The following is an 18,933-nucleotide window of genomic DNA, read 5'->3' as shown; positions in this document are numbered from 1 at the left end:
ATAGCTCCTTTACTTTTTTAAGACAACAAATTTCATTTTACCTGTCTCATAATTAACAGCATTCAAAGTATATGTTTTTTCATGTTTGAAAGCTGTTTGATCAATAATATTACTAATCATTTCATTATTTAATAGATATTTGGATGTTGAAGTAATGTATCTCTTAGTTTTATCATCTATATTGGTTTCACTGTAAATATTAACTATTGATCTATCCTCTAATATTTTTTCGCTTATTATTGCATAACCTTTTTTATCTTTGTCAAATAAGAATGTTGGTCTTTTTTCTCCTAATTCAATTTCTTTTGGACAATCCAAGTAATTGAATACGAATACTCCTCCATCTCTCAGGTTGTTGTAGACATTATTGAATAATTTTATTCTTGTCTCATCATCTTCCAATAAACATATAGTAATCCTTGCTAGAATAATAATATCATATTTGGATGATGAAACATGTCTAAGCATGTCATCACATACAAGAGTAGGTTTTACATCCAACTTAGAACATTTCTCTTCTAATATCTCCAGCATATCTTGTGATATATCCAAGCCAGCAGCATCATATCCTCTTTTCAATAGTTCCACTAGAATTCTACCACTGCCACATGCAAACTCCATAATATGATTACCATATTCCCTTGCCAGCTTCTCATATAACGGTACATCAAATATATCATTTACATTAGTATCATAGAACTTGGCAAAATGTCCAGAATATATTTCCTCTTCATATATATCAGATAAACTCATCTCATTTATTTCTTTACAGAATCCAAAGTATTCCAATTATATTCACCTCTCAACCAGCATATTATTCTTTTCTAATTTCAGTATTATATCTATATAACGCTCATTACTAAACGAAATATCCTCCTTCAATCCCATTAAGTACTTAGCTGTATCTTGTTCATCTTTTGTACAATATATCATGGTATTACTCTCTAAGTTGTAGATAATGGATATATAGTCATACTCAAACATCACTACCTCATCCTTGAAGGAATATGAATCTCCGGAGTTACAATCTTTGCATATAATGAATCTTATCTTATCCTCACCTTCAATATTAAATAGATTAAAGGTGTGATAGTGATACAATATGTTTTTCATTCTAAGATAGTGCCAAAGCTTAGGATTACATCTAATATGTTCACAAAACATTTTACGGTTCAGGAAATGTGGTAAAAATGTACATTTAGAACATTTACTATAAAATTTACAGTTACTACACTCAGCACTACTGTTTTGTTCCATTTGTTTTGATAAGTTATCTACCAATTGATTGGTAGTATCAGTAGTTGAGCCTACATGTCCATGATTAATACAAAGATTAACCTTTTCATCTGACAAAGTTACTCTATTAAACTGACTTAAGGTACAGATTCCACTGAACATGCATGAATTTTGAATAATCCCTTGCTTAATATCATTAATTGTGAAGTAACCTTTATTCATGACTTCTGCAGCATTGTTTTCTAGTTCTATCAAATCTTGTAGGCTATTTAAACTTCTTGTTGTGATACTAAGCTTTTTACTATCGTATAAGTTATCTATTTGTATATTAGTAGTATTGTCTTTGGTTCTAGTACTGATTATTGATGGTATATACTTATCTGATTTATAGGCTGCTTCTAGAGTATGGTCATACTCCTTGATACAGTATTTTATATTTTTTCTATCATCACAGAAAAGATAATCCTTACTTAATGAAAGCTTATTATTATTGTGAATAATTCTTCCATTGATATTAATATAATTATCAATAAAATCCAAATAGTCATTGGCATCATCTTTTACAAATATATTGTTAAACTTGCTATATCTGTTACTAAAAGGTATTCCTGAATAATAATATAGGATATCTTTGACTATTTTGCTTTTTCTAGTTGACTGCTCAATATAAATATCATTAAGTATATTTTTCTGTTTCAGCAGATTATGAATTTTACCCATATCATAATTATGATAATAAGTTCTATAAGGTAATACTGTGGGTGACATATCCTTGTGGGTATCATATAATCTACTATTTTCAAAGATCCTGCTGCCAGGAAAACTTGTCATGAAACATACGCTTATATTGTCCATCTTTTTATCTTTCACATACTCTATAGTCCTAAATGCATCTTCTAACTTTTCAAAAGGCAATCCAAAGTTAATACTTATATATGGATTAATTCCTACCTCCTCACACTTTTTATAAGATTTTCTTACCTTTTCAATGAATTGGGATGAATTCTCACTACCTACAGCCTTACCAAGCTTAGACATAACCTTGTTGGATGCTGTTTCAAGACCAATCACAATATTTTTAAAATCCGCTTCACTCATTAGATCAATTAATTCTTCAGATAATAAATCTGCTCTTGTACAACACCAATATGTATATTTTATTTTGTTTTTGATTATCTCTTTGCATAATTCTTTGGTTCTATTATTGCTTATGGAAAAGCAATCATCATAAAAATTGATTTTAAGACTGCTATAGGCAAAGTATTTTTCGATATATTTCAATTCATCAATGATGCCTTCAATGCTATGGGTTAAATACCTATTCTTCGTATAAGAACAAAAAGCACAATTACCGTAACATCCTTTTGATGTAATCAATCCTACGTTCTCCACTTCTTCTATTGGAACAGAACCACTGCTATAGGGAAATCCAATATCATCTAGGGTATAATCATAATATCTAATACCCTTTTCAACAATCTCAGTTCCTTTTCTGTAAATAATGTTGTCTATATGATCTAAACTATAACTGTTGATAAGATTATAAATGGTCATTGGTTCTTCTTGTAAGACGCATATATCAATCATGACTTCATCTAGAAGGTTGTGACTTATATATTTACTTACTGGTCCAAAAGCAATTATCCTATTATCTTTTATACAAGATTTCAATCCATTGATGATGACTTTTGAAATATAATAATTGTATTCATTAATATAAAAAATGTATGCATCTGTTTTATAATTGAACAAGTCATTAATCAACTCATGGTAATTATTAATATCTTTATTTATATATTGAATAACTTCAACCTCATTCTTCCGTAAATAAGACATGACATATGCAGAATCAAGCTGATATTCTGCTCCTGTAATATATCCATTGACTACATTCATATAGATTAATACTGCATCCAACATCTCTGCAAAACCCCAATCAAAATACTATACTAGAAAATACCTGCTCAAGAATACCTACTAATTCATCTACCTGTTCTTCATTCATAATCAACATAGGCAATAATGTCAATCCTGACTCAGCATGTGATACTATTAGACCTTTCTTCAATAATTCATACTTCAATATCCCTATCTGTTGTATAGAAAGCTGACTATTATTCTTCTTTTCTCTTATAAGCTCTATTTGTATAAGACAGCCTTTGCCCCATATATCATTGACATTTTTATGATTTATGATGTTTTTACTTAGCTTATCCATGAGATATGAATTAATATGTTTGACATTCTCTCCAATATTAAGTCTTGAATACTCTTCTATGGCAGCTATACATGCCGCACATGATGCTAGGTTACCTCCCTGAGTAGTTCCATGATATAATAATTTATCAGATTGATTATATACGGAATATATCTTTTCATTAAACATAACTGCACCCAAAGGAAGATACCCATTGTTGATTCCCTTAGCCATACAAATTATATCTGGTTCAATACTAAGGCTATTACTATATAATGCTTCTCCAGTTCTATAGAACCCTACTGTTACTTCATCTACTGTTATCAAGATATTATATTCTATACACAATCTCTGTATCATATCAATATATCTGTCAGTAATAATAGATACACCATTAGAAGCAAGAATAGGCTCAATCAAAATACCAGCTATTCTATCATGATTCTTAATGATATATTCTTCTATAGCCTGTAATTCCTCATTATCTCTCTCATTTTTAGATACATCTTTCTGTTCTATCTCAGGGTCAAAAAATACAATATCATCTACTAATGGACCATATCCAGCTATATGTTTCCTGCTTAAACCACTTACACCCATACTTCCATAATGTGTACCATGATATGAATTATTGAAACTGATTATTGTCTTCTTGTCATCACGTTTTCTGATAGTCCAATATTCCCTCATAGTTTTAATAGCCAGTTCTATACTTTCAGAACCTGAACATGTAAAAAATACCTTCTTCATATCACATTCACTAAAGGATAGTATCTTATTAGCACAAGCAATTATTATTGGATTAGTATAATAGAAGAGTGAAGTAAATGGTAAGTCATATAACTGTTTATTTATTGCTGATATTATTCTCTCATTTCCATAACCTAAGGCGATATTCCACAAACCACTTGATGCATCAATATATTTTTTATTGTTTACATCAAATAGATAGATACCTTCACCGCGAACAAAATTACGCATACTGAAGTAATCTTTATTGACTGATGAATAAGGGTGCCATACAGGATACTTGAAATCCATATCATGAGATATGACATTCCTTAGATTTAGATTGTTCATGTTATGCCCCCTCTTTATCAATGATAGGTCTTGTATAGTTCCATATTATCTCAAGCATAGCTTTCATATAATATTCACACAAAGGATCTTCTCCATCAATATTACCTTCATTACCAAGAGCACAAGCTCTACAACCTCCACCACAGAAATATCTCATTTTACAATCTTTACAGGTTGATATATTGTCTACAGAGTATTTACATGCTACTTCTTTACCTATTTGCATAATATCTTCCATATTATCTTCCAATATATTTCCTAACCTATATTCTTCATGTTGAAGAGAAGGACATGGATACACATTATTGTCACTGCTTATACTTATAGTACCGCATCCTAGACTACAATTGGTGACTTTATGCCTATTAATGACTTTTTTTGATTGATCCGCTGCCATGGATAATTCAACATATTTTCTCTTCTTATCCTCTTCTAGGAAAAACTCTTCTGTCTCCCTAATATAATGAATACGTCTATTGATTCTTTCCATGTTTTTCATGAATTCTCTTACATTTGTTTCATATTCATCAGGATCTGATTCAATGACTGGTTTGTTGTCTACCCCTCTGCCGACAGGCATTAATCTAGTCAGATGAATACTATCTATATCATGTTCATATGCAAACTTTGGTATCTCTGGCAGATTACTTATATTATATTTAGTAGGTGTGAATGAAATAATCAATCTCTTAATGTTAAATTCTCTAGCTAATTTGAGACTTTTTACCATCTTATCAAAGGAACCTTTACCTCTTGTTCTTTCATGATATTCTGCTTGGGTACCATCAACAGATACTTGTAACGAATGGATATTAGGTAAGACTTCCTTATATATTTCATTACCAACAGTACCATTAGTTATTATTACAATATTCTTGTATTCTAGTTCATTCAATCTTTTTGTCAATGTTGGTAACCCTTTAAATAGAAATGGTTCTCCACCACTTATTAAAACTGTACTACGATAATCTTTCGGTATTTTTTCTAAAAAACCTATTACAGCATCAATATCCACCTCTTCTTGCTCCACATCAGCACATGTTGAATTGGAATAACAAAAGGGACATCTTAGATTACATTTTTCTGTAACATGTATCCATACATCATTAGGATACTCTGCGGAAGCTGGTTCCAAAATAGTCTTGGAATGACCTGATTTCAATAACAATTCTTTATTGATAGCTTCTTTTAAGAAATCGCTGAATTGTTCTTTTAGAAAATCAGTTCCAAAAGAATATAATTCTGATATTTGCTGTATAACGTTTTGTAAGGTTTCTTTTCCATCGCATCTATTCAATATTTCTTTTCCAGTTGAATTGGTTCTAAGCCAATTGACATTATTATAATCAATAAACAAATATTTATTATCTTTTTCTATTATTTCAAACTCATTATCCAATGTATAGACTTTATCATAATCTAAGTTCATGTTTTATATCCTCCCCTTCAACTTTTTTTCCATCTGGATATATGATAGTCTTTATTTCATCAATGGGACACCATATCTTGATATCTGATTTTGGGCTGGTCTTCAATAATGCTCCCTTTTCATTTAACAGGTTATTAGTAACTATTTCTCCACAAAAACTCAAGTTGGATGTAGTTCTTAGAATTATTTTATTTATCATTTTACCCACTCTCTTTTCAAACTTTCTATTTTTACAGCTCTAGCTAGATATTTAGATGATTTATAGAATATTTCCCTTTGGTCGTTAACAGTAAAGTTATCAGTTTTAACAATAGGATCCAATAAAGAATATTGTTTGTATCTGTCAGCAGTTATTTCTAATCCAAGTTTGGCTTTATGGGTATGCTGCCACGTTCCAGGAAAAGGAGTATTAAATGACAGTGCAATTTCGGCTCTATATTTTTCGTACATCTCTTTTATAAATAAATATGTTTCTTCCATAGTGTCTTTGGTATCACAGAAATGACCTACCATGAAAGATAGACAAAGGAATATCTTTTTCTTGTAAGTGTAATCAATTATTTTCCGTGCTTTAGTAAGATCTATTCCTTTTCTAATGCTATCCAAAACTTCTTGACTGGCACTTTCAATACCATATTGTATAGCTATACATTTATTTTCTGACATGAGATTGAGTAATTCTTCTGACATCACGTCTATTCTTGATTCACAATGCCAATAGATGTCAGGGTCATATTCAGTCATTAGTTCAGTAAATTTTTTAACTCTATCAGGAATAGCCGTGAATGTATCATCAACAATATATATTTTCATTACTTTTGTATTTAATAGTGCTCGCATCATAACTATTTCCATAAATACGTTTTCTATGTTTCTTACTCTGTATGTAGCTCCAGATAATGTAGTTGCTGAACAATAAATGCATCTACCTGGACATCCTCTGCTCGTAAATATGTTTATTATTTCTTTATATTTTGATAGATCTACCAAATCTCTTTTTACTAGTGGGGCAATATCCAGATCTGTACACTGTTTTCTAAGCTTATTCTTAATAATCCTTCCATCTCTTTTAAAAACTAATCCGTCTATATCATCCAGCTTTATGAGATACTCATTGCTTTCTATGGCTTCAACCAATTCAAGCATGGTTGATTCCCCCTCTTTTCTAATAATATAATCAACATATTGAGATTCCATGCCATCTTCTGGTACAAGTGTGGGATGAGGTCCACCTAATACAATTGGTACATGGGGATAAACGGATTTTATTTTTTCAGCAAATAGTTTTGCTAAATCAATATTTTCTGTGTACACCGAAATACCAATTAAAATTGGCTGTAGCTGTTCAATATTGTCTATTACCTCTTTGAAAGGCATTCTATGATAACATAGATCAATTACAGTTGCTAAGTAACCATTAAGTTCCAGCCATGTTCCAAGTGAAATCAGACCTAAAGATGGATTATATTGTGTATCACTAGAAAAATCTTTTTGTAGATAAGTTTGAATTGGTAGATTAATCAGTAGAATGTTATTCGTATTGTAACCACCCATCTATTTCATCCTCTTTCATATTAATAATATTATTGTCAATCAATAATTGTATTGATTCCTCAACTATTTCTTCAATATAATGTGGTTCGTCAGTATCTTTATATTCATTTATCAAAATATTATTGATATCATCAATAGTATTTATACCATTGATTAATTCAAGCACAAGTTTTACAGATTTATTGAGAAGTAATTTTTCAAAATTGTTATTGACTACCGCATAATCCCCCTCCCCCTTCCAATTGATTGTTTTTACTTCTGGTACCAAATTCTTATCCATAATATCCTCCTATCCAAGAATCCATTAATTTACAAATAGTAATATCAAATTTAGGAATGTCCCATTTATGACTGCATGAAAAACAATACATGGGATAATACTTTTAGTTCTTTCTATTATCAAACAATTAGTTATTCCTAAAACCATGATAGCAATTAGATTATAGATTGCTCCCATGGAATAATTGCTAAACGCATTATTAACTAGTGACATATGCCAAAATGTGAATATAAGTGAAGTTATGATTGTAGAACTAGTCTTACCGATTATATTCTTAAAAAAATTGTATAAGAATCCTCTAAAAAACAATTCTTCCAATAAAGCTGCCATAAAAATAAATCGAAATATATTCTGAATGAGATTATCAGGTGAAATATAATTATAGGCACCAACAATAATTCTTACTATACTAGTTATAATATTGGGTAAACATATAAGTATTGTAAATAGACCTATCTTAGAATTGATCTTCCACATATTTTTAAAATACAATGGTTGTCTTATTATCATGTAAACGATAGGTATTATAAAATAATAAGCAAGTATATATGATGGTATTAGATTAATCCCATTTATGACTAATCCTTTATTAAAATACCCTAAGTCAAGTAAAATTGAAATAAGATAACATCCTATTATGCTAAATATTATATATATGCTATCCATCCATTGTATGTTATCTTTTATTATGTATACTTTTTCATTGAATCTCATCAATAATAATATACTGATTGCTGCAATTAAGAACAGCAAACCATATTTATCAACATAAAAAAATGGAATAATATATAGTATAATATAGATATAATCATCTTTAGTTTTTATTAGTTTGATAGCTTTTTGTATAAGTCATCACCTCGTATTCTTGAAAAAGTTTTTTACATTACTCTCAGGATATGATTCATCCTGAGAGTAAGTATAATCAGCTAATCATTATGTTATTGCAATACCAACTGTAACACCTGCTCCTACAGCAGCACCACCTGCTCCGATTCCCAATGTCCATCCACATCCTGAACTATAGCTTGAATCTACACAGTTATCACCTGATACAGGATGACATGAATAGTCACTACTACAAGTAGCTTTAGTACTAATTACTTGAGTATTGTATCCACTACCGCATCCATTCAAACCCATGAACATATTTGTAGAAGCATTAGGCATTTTGATTATGTTAGGTTTTGGTAACATATTACTGCACCTCCTTCCTTACATAATTTCATAAGATTATCAAATGAATATATATGTACACTATTAAAAAGATAATATTACGAAACTATGTTTATTAACTAATCTTAATTTATATTTAAGGATTAGCCAGCAATGAATAGAACTATTATTTTATAGACCAGATTTTTCAAGTAGTATTGACAGCAGACTTTTTTCATCCTTACTCACTTGAAATTCATATAATTTGTCTGGATCAAATGTATTCACATTTGGTTGAAACTGTATCTTATATCTAATAACATCTCCTTCTTCAAGACCAAGCTCACATTCACTTTTTTCAATGATTATCCCTTCATATTCACTATCCAAATAAAAATCATATGTCAGAAATGAAAGTATCTCATTAACTTCTCCTAAACTGTTATCGTTAAGGATATTAGTCATAAAATATGTATCTTCACCGCTTCCAAAGAATTTACCATTAACAATGTATCTCTCTTGTATTTTCAGCATATTCAGACCTATCAAGAAAAGGCAGGTTAGTATAAAACAAAGTACAAACAATACTTTAACTGCTATAATCATTTTTTTATTATCCAATGCTTTTCCCCCTATCCAATAATTCCTTGTATGTCTCTGACTTTCTCATAAGCTCATCACTACTTCCAATAGCTTCAATATTACCTTCTTTCAATACACAGATGTTATTCATTCCTTTTATCAAGTCCAAGTTATGAATTATAAATATTATTGTTTTATCTTGGAATTCTTTTAATATATTATTGTATATCTTACTTTCTAATTTTTTATCAAGATTAGAAAATGATTCATCAAAAATGTATATATCAGAATTTCTGAGAAGACTTCTTGCTATACATATTCTTTGTTTCTGTCCGCTTGATAAGTTGAATCCATTTTCTCCAATTATAGTTTGTATTCCATTGGGCAATTGAATGATAAAATCTTGTATATGACATAACTCCAATATTTTCTGAAAATAACTTTCTTGCACATTACTGTTTCCATATAATATGTTTTCTTTGATACTGCCATTTATCAAATAACCTTCTTGAAATACTACGCTGATCTTTTGCCTGAGTTTATAAATATTAATATTTTTTATGTTCTTATTTCCTATTATGATATTTCCTTTGTCATCTTCAATGTCGTACAAACGTATTAGTAAATTGGATATGGTTGATTTCCCTTCTCCACTTTCACCGATTATTGCATATTTACTACCTTTTTTAAATTGTAATGAAAGGTTCTTTATTACATCAATATTACTATCTTCTTCATATTTGAAACTAAGGTTGTCCACAATGATATCAGAACCTTCTATGGTTTCATTTAATGATAGGTTGTCCTCTTCCTTCATATTGAAAATAGATTCTATCCTACCAAATGCCACCATGACGTTTTGTATATTAATATTCAGATTTATTAGTGCACTAGAAAATTGATTGAATCGTTCAACCAAAGTATCAAAAACAAAGAATACCCCTACGGTCATATTTCCCTTATATATCTCATATATAGCAATAATGAAAATGAGCATAGAGCTTACAAAAGACACTAGGGATACAAAACTGCTATGTTTAAAAATTATTAAGAACCTATCATAACTTAGATGAATAATTTTTTTTAATAAACTATCGTAATTCTGGGAATTGGCTTCTTCTTTACTGTAAGCCTTAATTATTTTTATACTAGACATTATTTGTTTTAGAAAACTAATATGTACAGACGCTTTTTCTCTAATCTCTTCTTGATTGATTTTAACTTTTTTAGCATATCTTGTTGATATATATGTCTGGATAAGAACTGAGATTATACCTATCAACGATAATTTCCAGCTGAAATAGAACATGACAAGAGCTGTAATTATAACATTCGTAAAATTATTTATTATAGAAATGATAGTATCCGTCATGAATCCAGTCACTGTACTAACATCATCAATGCTTTTACTTACTACATCACCTACTTTGATATTTTCCAAAATATGTAGTTTGCATTTTTGCAGGTGATTCACTAAATCATTTCTAATATTTTTAGCTATGGATTGATTTACATATAAATTGAGATAACCATTACAAAATGACATCAAAAGATTAATTATATAAAAGAATAAGAATATGCCTATTACATAATTTAATAACTCAACTTCTTTTAAAATTAAAACTCTATCTATGATAACTTTGAATAATAGTGGATTCACTAAAGATATCAATGAACTTAACCCTAGAATAATAAAAATCATAACTTCATAATTTATAAATGGTCTTAGATATTTGACATATTTCCTTAGATAATCTTTTAGCATATGTAAACAGCTCCATTCATTATTTTAACTTTCATTATTATAAATAATGTATACTTATATTATAATTTAATATTTTATTATTATTAAAATAGATTGTTCATTTTGGAATTTATATCAGCAAAGCCCAGAGATGTTAATGGAAACAGATTATATTCTAAATTTTCTTATATGTTTATTATATTTTATTTTTCAAAATAATACAAGGATTATTTATTGTATATTTTGATAAATTTATGTATTTTTATATACTTTTTATGATTTTTTTGCAATATTGAGTTTTCTAGGTTTATTATATAAACTAAAAAACAAGTTCTTGCATTATATTAATTAATACAAGAACCCAAATATTATATTTTAAAGAGAATTTTTATGAAAATTAGATATATTAAAAAGATTCCTAATCCAAATGGAAGAACTGTAGTAAGTGCTGCTATGATTATAGCGGTAGTATCACCTCTCTCCAGTTTGGTTCCATTAAGACTATTCTCTTCTTTTTTTCTTACTTTAGTACCCCTTGAAACATTATCCTTAATTGATATCAGCTCCTTTATAATGACAAGCAACATATCTCCCCTTTGTAACTTCTTCCCATTGTGGTTTCTCTTTTGAACATTTGTCAGTGGCAATAGGACATCGTGTGTGAAACTTACACCCTGATGGTGGATTAACATTAGATGGTATGTCACCTTCTAATACTATTCTCTTTTTATTCTTTATTATTTCCAAATCAGTGACAGGTATTGCGGATAGTAGAGCTTTCGTATAAGGATGTAAAGGATTGTTATATAATTCATCCTTAGTAGCTAATTCAACGAAATTGCCAAGATACATGACAGCAATTCTATCACTAATATGTTTTACTACACTTAAGTCATGAGATATGAATAAATAAGCCATTCCATATTTCTTCTGTAGACTATCTAATAAATTGATGATCTGAGATTGTATAGAAACATCAAGAGCAGATACTGCCTCATCACATACAACAAATTTTGGATTTAATGCAAGTGCTCTAGCGATACCAATTCTTTGTCTCTGTCCTCCAGAGAATTCATGAGGATACCTGTGAATCATATAACTATCAAGTCCACATGTCTCCATGATTTCCATAACATATTCCTCTAATTCAGTGGATTTTTTCTTATACATTCCATTAGCAACTAATGCCTCTCCAATAATCTGTCCAACTGTCATTCTAGGATTTAACGATGAATAAGGATCCTGAAAAATCAGCTGCATATCTTTCCGAAGTGGCAACATCTGCTTAATAGACCAATCAGTTATATCTTTATCTCTATATTTAATTGTACCTTCAGTTGCTTTGTATAATTTAAGTATGGTTCTTCCTATTGTGGATTTCCCACAACCAGATTCTCCTACTAATCCTAATGTCTCCCCTTCATATATCTGTAAATCCACTCCATCAACAGCTTTAACTGATAGTGGTTTTTTATCCTTATCTTTTTCCCCAGTTGGAAAATATAATTTTAATCCTTGAGTTTCTACGATTATATTTTTATTCATTATCCTTCCCCATTTCTGGATAGAAACATCTTACAAAATGATCTTCTTCCACCTTTTTTAATTCTGGCATTTCTTCATTGCATTTATCGGTTGCATACTTGCATCTTGGAGCAAATTTACATCCTTTTGGCAAGTTAAGTGGGTGAGGAACACTGCCTTCTATCTGCTCAAGTTTTTCTACATCCTTGTCAAGTTTCGGAATAGATTTCAATAAACCGCCTGTATAAGGATGTTCATAATCCTTATCGCCAAATATCTTTTCAACTGGAGCCCTTTCAACAACTTGACCACAATACATGACCACAACATCATCTGCTAATTCAGCTATTACACCTAAATCATGGGTTATAAACATTATAGCGGTATTTAGAGTGACTTTCAGTTGATTCATAAGCTTGAATATCTGAGCTTGAATTGTTACATCCAAAGCAGTTGTTGGTTCATCAGCGATAAGTAATTTTGGTCTACAGGCTAATGCCATTGCAATCATGACTCTTTGACGCATGCCTCCTGAAAATTCATGTGGATAGCAGTTGATTACTCTTTCAGGTGTAGGTATCTTAACACTTTTAAGAAGGTCTATAGCCTTTATCCATGCTTCATCTTTTGATAATTTTTGATGTAGCATAAGTGGTTCAATCAGTTGCTTTCCAATTCTTAACACAGGATTTAGAGAAGTCATTGGTTCTTGGAATATCATAGATATATTATTTCCTCTTATTTTCCTCATTTCTTTCATATTAAGATCAACCAAATTAACCCCTTCAAAAAATATTTCCCCATTTACGATTTCACCTGGATTCTCTACTAGGTTCAAAATACTCATTGCTGTTACTGATTTACCACTGCCAGATTCTCCAACTATACCAAGTGTTTTACCTTCTTCTATTATAAAATCCACACCATTTACTGCTTTCACAGTTCCTTTATCTGTAAAAAAATATGTACATAGATTATTAACCTCTAATACTTTGTTCACCCTTTGCACCTCCAAATGGTTTACTGAAGAATCTGCCAAATAGTCTAACGAAAACATTTTTCTTTTTGATTATTTCTGATTTAGGGTCAACTGCATCTCTAAGTCCTTCACCAATAAGGTTCACACTCATTACAAGTAGAAATAGTAATATTCCAGGGAATAGCCACAACCACCAATAATTTCTCATGACTACTGAATTGGATGCTCTTTGAAGAAGACCTCCCCATGTTGCCACAGGCTCAGTGACTGAAAGTCCTAAATAAGATAAGGAAGCCTCTAACATTATGGAAGTTGCAAAAGTTATAGTTGCTGACACGATCACATAAGCAATAACATTGGGAATCAGATGTTTAGTTATTTGCTGGCGTGTTGAAATTCCTAGTACTTTTGTGGCAGTCATGAATTCCTGTTCTTTTAGTGATAAAATCTGGGCTCTAACCATCCTAGCCAACCCAGGCCAGCTCAACAGCCCAATGATACATATCATTATATATAGTCTGATCTTAGCTGGATAATCAATAAAAATTGCACTTACAGCAATTGCTAATGCCAAAAACGGAAAAGAAATGACTATTTCTCCGACACGCATTAAAACAACATCTACCATACCACCAAAATATCCAGAGATGGCACCTACGACTACACCAATGCCAACAGTTAATAAAGTAGATAATAATGCTACTTGTAAAGCTATGTATCCTCCAGTTATAACCCTATAAAAATAATCTCTTCCATATTTATCAGTACCAAACCAATATTTACTATTAGGAGCTGTATAAGAACCTTCACCAATCTGACTTAGATTAGCAAAATCATAATTGATTACTTTTGTATATATTGTAAAAACTAATACAACAATAACAATGGCTAAAAATACCAAAAAACCAAACATTGCTAACCTATTGGCTCGAAATTTCAATAACATCAACCTAGTTGGAGATAATATTTTTTCTTTTCCTTTTACATTCTTGTTTGTCATCATTTATTACCTCCTTCTCTGACTCTAGGGTCAACTAGTGAATAACCCACATCCTGCATAAGATTTCCTAACAATGTCAACAGAGCGAAGAAAGTCAGAGCTATTATAAGTACACTTCTATCTCTGAAAGTATATGAATCTCTTATTAAACTTCCTATACCATTCCACACGAATATCTTTTCAACAATGATGGAACCACCAAATAATGCTGGGATATAAGCTCCAATCAAGGTAACAACAGGTATAAGCGCATTCCTGAAGGCGTGTCTGTAGATTACAACTTTTTCTCCTAACCCTTTTGCTCTTGCTGTTCTTATATAATCTTGTTTCAATACCTCCAACATTGAATTTCTTACATATTTTATCAGGGGTGCAAGTAAGGCTAAAGTGATAACTGATACTGGTAAAATATAGTATTGGAATTCAGGTCTTAATCCTAGAGGATCACTCATTCCTGATATTGGCAACCATCCAAGAGTTATGGAGAATATAAAAATCAATAACATAGCTATAAAAAATCTTGGTAATGATATTCCTGCTATAGAAAACACAGTCCAACATTTATCGAATATGGAGTTTCTCTTAACAGCTGATTTTATACCTACAATAATAGCAATGATGAAGGCAATTGCGAAACCATATATATTGACTCTAAATGAATTCATGAAATGTTCTCCGATAAAGTCTTTTACTGGTTTATTCTTGATGACAGAGTAACCGAATTCACCTCTTAAAATCTGTCCCCACCACCTAAAGAATCTTACTAAGAATGGGTCATCAAGTCCAAGTTTCTCTATAAAGAATTGTCGCTTCTGTAATATTTCCTCAGTTGTACCTGTAAGCTGTTCAGGATTCAAGAAAGCATTCAAAGGATCACCAGGCATGAATTCGACTATTGTAAATATAATCAATGATATTATAAGTATTACAGGTATCATCAATAATAATCTTTTAAGTATATACTTGATAAGAGATGAGTATTTTTCCATGAAAGTTGGTTTTTTATAAACTGCTTGGGATTTCATATCTACATTTTCCATCTTACCATCCTTTTCTAATAGTCCCTATCTTGTGGATAGGGACTATGAAATATATAACCATGAGTGAATTAAATAATTACTTTGAAACTGTAATTATTTAACTGTACACTTAATAAGAGCAGGTACCCAATCCCAAAATGCATTAGTTTCAAATCCTTTTATTCTTTTACTGAATAAATCATGATAATCATTAGAATATATAGGTAATATTGGCATTTCTTCATTCATTAATTTTACCCATTCCCGATATGCTTTTTGATATATTTCATCATTTTTTGCAGTTCTCATAGTCATTAATAATTCATCATTCTTTGCATTTTCAAAACGAGCTGTATTGGCACTTATAGCACTTCCCCAAGGATTAGCAACATTGTCAGAATGCCAGCTGCCATATCCATCAAAAACTATAGCTGGAGAAGAAGCCAATGCATACATATGATATTTTCTTTCGTTTTTATCTGAGATTTCTTTACCATAGTAATGGTTCAAGAATATTGCCCAATCAATAAGAGAGACATTGAATTTTATACCAAATTCTTCTCCAGTTTTACCAATTGTCAGGTTAAGACAATCTGCCCAATCTTGACTTGGTACCAAAACTTCTATTTCAAGTTTTTCATCCCCTTTTGCCCAAATACCATCAGAACCTTTTGCCCAGCCAGCTCCTGATAATAACTCGTCAACTTTTTCTTTGTCAGCTGTATACTTATGTAAATTATCATCAACCCATTTTTGATCTATCATCCAATAGTTCAAAGTATAAGGTCCATCAGTACTTACAGAATATTTACCTAAGAATGCTTCACGGAATATTTTTCTATCAATTGTATAACATATTGCTTGGCGAACTTCTTTGTGATTTACTGGGGCGAAGTCATTATGGAAAGTAAGATGCCCATAACCCTGTCTTGGGTAATGGCAAAAACTAAACTTGGAGTCAGCTTTTACTGCATCAATATTTTCTGCTTTTACTGATCCTGGTAATACGTCTACATTTCCTGTTAATAATTCATCTAGCTTAGTTTCATCTGATATAACCTTTACTATCATATCTTTTATCTTAGGTTTATCTCCATCCACATCTCCTATGAACTTGTCATTTACAGTAAGTTTGACATATTGATTTTCTTTATATTCTACTATCTTATAAGGACCATATCCTAGAGGCTTATTGATCAAGCTATCTTTAACATGTTGTTGAATAGTCTTATCTTCTGGTTTATCCTTGGTAGCCCACTCTTCACATATGATATTATCCATAAATACTAGACTATCAGTTGCATAATATTGATCAAGTAAAGTGAATTTTATAGTTAATTCGTCTAATTTCTCTACTTTTTCCAGATATTCAGGATAGTCTGTAGATCCTCCTGCTTCTACTATTGCATCTTCATCAAGATAGAAATTGTATGTAAATACCACATCATCAGCAGTTAATGGTGTTCCATCTGAATATACCAAATCAGGTTTTAATTTGAATGTATGTTCTAACCCATCGTCACTTATCTCTCTAGAATCAGTAATTGAATTTAACAAGATTTCTCCTTTTATATTACTTGTCATCAATCCAGCTGGGTTATTGCTGGCACCACCAAAAACAAATTTCCTGATACTGTTGTCATAAGAATTATTACCCCATCCATTGATAAAATCACCGTTAAAATTAGGAGTTCCTATTGTAACATGACCTGAAACTTCTCCTCCTCCAGTTTCTTTAGTTTTATTACATGCCGTTATGGAGCATACCATAGTAAGAACTAGTAAAATCGTTAATATTTTTTTCATTTTTTTTCCCCTTTCATAAATTTTTATTTTAAAGTATAAGAAGATATTTGATATACCTACTTAACATTAAAACCATAGCATTAAAAATTAGTATACTAACAAAACTTTTATGCAAAGCCTAAAATTTTTTAGGGCAAAAAGCTCACTACAGTAAAAAATATGAAATTAAAAATGAGTACAAAAGGAGTATCATTTGGGAAATCATAAGTCAATGATAGAGATATAATTATGAAATATATCAGCTAGAGCAAGCATAATTTAGGAATAATCCAGTATAAGAAAGAGATTAGTAGGTATTATATATATACCTCTTATAATTCATTAATAGAACGTTAATATTAAATATAACCATATAATAATCTGCATAATATTATTAATATACATAATTTAATGTTTTTTCAAAGATTTTTTATATAATAATACTAACTTATACACATATAATTTGTCAAGTTAGTTTTTAATTTTTTATATTTTTTCATAACCATACAATTTCAACAAAAAAAATGAGCTGATAATTTAGATAACCATCAGCTTTTGTATAATTTCTATATTAAAATTAATATTGACCCAACAAACCTCTTTTTCTTGCTATCTTACTGCATTGGTTGAATACTATTAATCCAATAGTAAAATAAACTACTGAATTAGCTATTAGTATCAGATAATCACTAGCTGGAAAATCAGATAATTTATTACCCATTAATGTTGTTGCATATACTTTATCAATACTAGGTCTGAATGGTAATATTGATGCTACTAATTTACTCAGTGATCCTTGACCTGTTATAACTAGAGCAATGAGAAAATATTGAACCACATTCAATAAGGATTGAATCCTTTTAAAAATAAGTGCCAATCCTCCAAATATAAGCCCAATACCAAACATACTAAAAATACCTAATAATATTATTAATAATAATTCTAGTACATTAATATCCAACCAATAATTGGTTGTTTCCATAATAGTTAATAAGACTATAAAGCAGGTTAACAAATTTATTATTAGATTGCTTATACTCCTCACAATCAATACCTTATGTAAGCCTTGATTAGTCATGCTTATTTGTTCTAATGTACCTCTATTGGCATCATTGGTTATACTGTATGCGGTATTTTCATATACCATTAGCATTATTATCCAAAGAAAATATCCAATTACAAATCCTTCTATGGTTTTTCCCAGTTCTATAGGGCTTACATTCATAGTGGAACCAAATACCTTCACTCCTAAAAACATAGCAATAAAAAGACAGTATAAGCTCAGTATTTCAGAAATTGTATTGAATTTGTATCTAATCACATCTTTAAAAGATTTTTCAATAGATACCTTAAACAAATAGAATAACTTCAT

The 18,933-nt window shown here is 30.2% G+C and carries 18 protein-coding genes; all 18 read right to left on the bottom strand.

Features of this window, described 5'->3' with window-relative positions:
- Positions 1–9: 9 nt before the first annotated feature.
- The 18 genes from HYG85_RS18940 to HYG85_RS18855 all read right to left on the bottom strand — a co-directional run bounded on the left by HYG85_RS18940 (position 10) and on the right by HYG85_RS18855 (position 18,933).
- Positions 10–789, bottom strand: coding sequence for a class I SAM-dependent DNA methyltransferase (locus tag HYG85_RS18940; protein WP_212690977.1), 780 nt, complete (start codon positions 787–789; stop codon positions 10–12).
- A gap of 6 nt (positions 790–795) precedes the next feature.
- Positions 796–3,156, bottom strand: a complete 2,361-nt coding sequence (locus HYG85_RS18935; RefSeq protein WP_212690976.1) for a B12-binding domain-containing radical SAM protein — start codon at positions 3,154–3,156, stop codon at positions 796–798.
- 16 nt (positions 3,157–3,172) lie between these two features.
- On the bottom strand, positions 3,173–4,513 hold the full coding sequence (locus HYG85_RS18930) for an aminotransferase family protein (protein WP_212690975.1): 1,341 nt from the start codon (positions 4,511–4,513) through the stop codon (positions 3,173–3,175).
- A gap of 1 nt (position 4,514) precedes the next feature.
- Positions 4,515–5,942 carry a PqqD family peptide modification chaperone gene (locus HYG85_RS18925; protein ID WP_212690974.1) on the bottom strand — a complete coding sequence of 476 codons (1,428 nt, stop codon included), beginning with the start codon at positions 5,940–5,942 and terminating at the stop codon, positions 4,515–4,517.
- Positions 5,926–6,141, bottom strand: a complete 216-nt coding sequence (locus HYG85_RS18920) for a hypothetical protein (RefSeq protein WP_212690973.1) — start codon at positions 6,139–6,141, stop codon at positions 5,926–5,928. The genes HYG85_RS18925 and HYG85_RS18920 overlap by 17 nt, the downstream gene beginning before the upstream one ends.
- Positions 6,138–7,496 (bottom strand): B12-binding domain-containing radical SAM protein, encoded by a 1,359-nt coding sequence (locus tag HYG85_RS18915; RefSeq protein ID WP_212690972.1) that lies wholly within the window; start codon positions 7,494–7,496, stop codon positions 6,138–6,140. Before HYG85_RS18915 ends, HYG85_RS18920 begins: the two co-directional genes overlap by 4 nt.
- Complete coding sequence (locus tag HYG85_RS18910) at positions 7,474–7,776, bottom strand: PqqD family peptide modification chaperone (RefSeq protein WP_113671424.1); 303 nt, start codon at positions 7,774–7,776, stop codon at positions 7,474–7,476. Before HYG85_RS18910 ends, HYG85_RS18915 begins: the two co-directional genes overlap by 23 nt.
- Positions 7,777–7,800: 24 nt before the next feature.
- Entirely contained in the window at positions 7,801–8,529 is a 729-nt protein-coding gene (locus tag HYG85_RS18905; RefSeq protein ID WP_212690971.1) for a CPBP family glutamic-type intramembrane protease, read from the bottom strand.
- Positions 8,530–8,709: 180 nt separating this feature from the next.
- Positions 8,710–8,970 carry a hypothetical protein gene (locus tag HYG85_RS18900; RefSeq protein WP_212690970.1) on the bottom strand — a complete coding sequence of 87 codons (261 nt, stop codon included), beginning with the start codon at positions 8,968–8,970 and terminating at the stop codon, positions 8,710–8,712.
- A gap of 150 nt (positions 8,971–9,120) precedes the next feature.
- On the bottom strand, positions 9,121–9,549 hold the full coding sequence (locus HYG85_RS18895; protein WP_212690969.1) for a hypothetical protein: 429 nt from the start codon (positions 9,547–9,549) through the stop codon (positions 9,121–9,123).
- Positions 9,542–11,275 carry an ABC transporter ATP-binding protein gene (locus HYG85_RS18890; RefSeq protein ID WP_212690968.1) on the bottom strand — a complete coding sequence of 578 codons (1,734 nt, stop codon included), beginning with the start codon at positions 11,273–11,275 and terminating at the stop codon, positions 9,542–9,544. The genes HYG85_RS18895 and HYG85_RS18890 overlap by 8 nt, the downstream gene beginning before the upstream one ends.
- Positions 11,276–11,622: 347 nt before the next feature.
- Positions 11,623–11,841, bottom strand: coding sequence for an SPRY domain-containing protein (locus HYG85_RS18885; RefSeq protein WP_153064061.1), 219 nt, complete (start codon positions 11,839–11,841; stop codon positions 11,623–11,625).
- Positions 11,804–12,799 carry an ABC transporter ATP-binding protein gene (locus HYG85_RS18880; protein WP_212690967.1) on the bottom strand — a complete coding sequence of 332 codons (996 nt, stop codon included), beginning with the start codon at positions 12,797–12,799 and terminating at the stop codon, positions 11,804–11,806. The genes HYG85_RS18885 and HYG85_RS18880 overlap by 38 nt, the downstream gene beginning before the upstream one ends.
- Entirely contained in the window at positions 12,792–13,835 is a 1,044-nt protein-coding gene (locus HYG85_RS18875; protein ID WP_212690966.1) for an ABC transporter ATP-binding protein, read from the bottom strand. The genes HYG85_RS18880 and HYG85_RS18875 overlap by 8 nt, the downstream gene beginning before the upstream one ends.
- Entirely contained in the window at positions 13,756–14,760 is a 1,005-nt protein-coding gene (locus HYG85_RS18870; protein ID WP_212690965.1) for an ABC transporter permease, read from the bottom strand. Before HYG85_RS18870 ends, HYG85_RS18875 begins: the two co-directional genes overlap by 80 nt.
- Entirely contained in the window at positions 14,757–15,797 is a 1,041-nt protein-coding gene (locus tag HYG85_RS18865) for an ABC transporter permease (protein WP_212690964.1), read from the bottom strand. Before HYG85_RS18865 ends, HYG85_RS18870 begins: the two co-directional genes overlap by 4 nt.
- 93 nt (positions 15,798–15,890) lie before the next feature.
- A complete protein-coding gene (locus tag HYG85_RS18860; protein WP_212690963.1) occupies positions 15,891–17,582 on the bottom strand; it encodes an ABC transporter substrate-binding protein in 1,692 nt (563 codons plus the stop codon).
- Positions 17,583–18,138: 556 nt separating this feature from the next.
- On the bottom strand, positions 18,139–18,933 hold the full coding sequence (locus HYG85_RS18855) for an ABC transporter permease (protein WP_212690962.1): 795 nt from the start codon (positions 18,931–18,933) through the stop codon (positions 18,139–18,141).

Origin of the sequence: Vallitalea guaymasensis, assembly GCF_018141425.1 — a bacterium.
In the GTDB taxonomy this organism is placed as follows: domain Bacteria; phylum Bacillota; class Clostridia; order Lachnospirales; family Vallitaleaceae; genus Vallitalea; species Vallitalea guaymasensis.
This window is presented reverse-complemented; position numbering and strand designations above follow the sequence as displayed.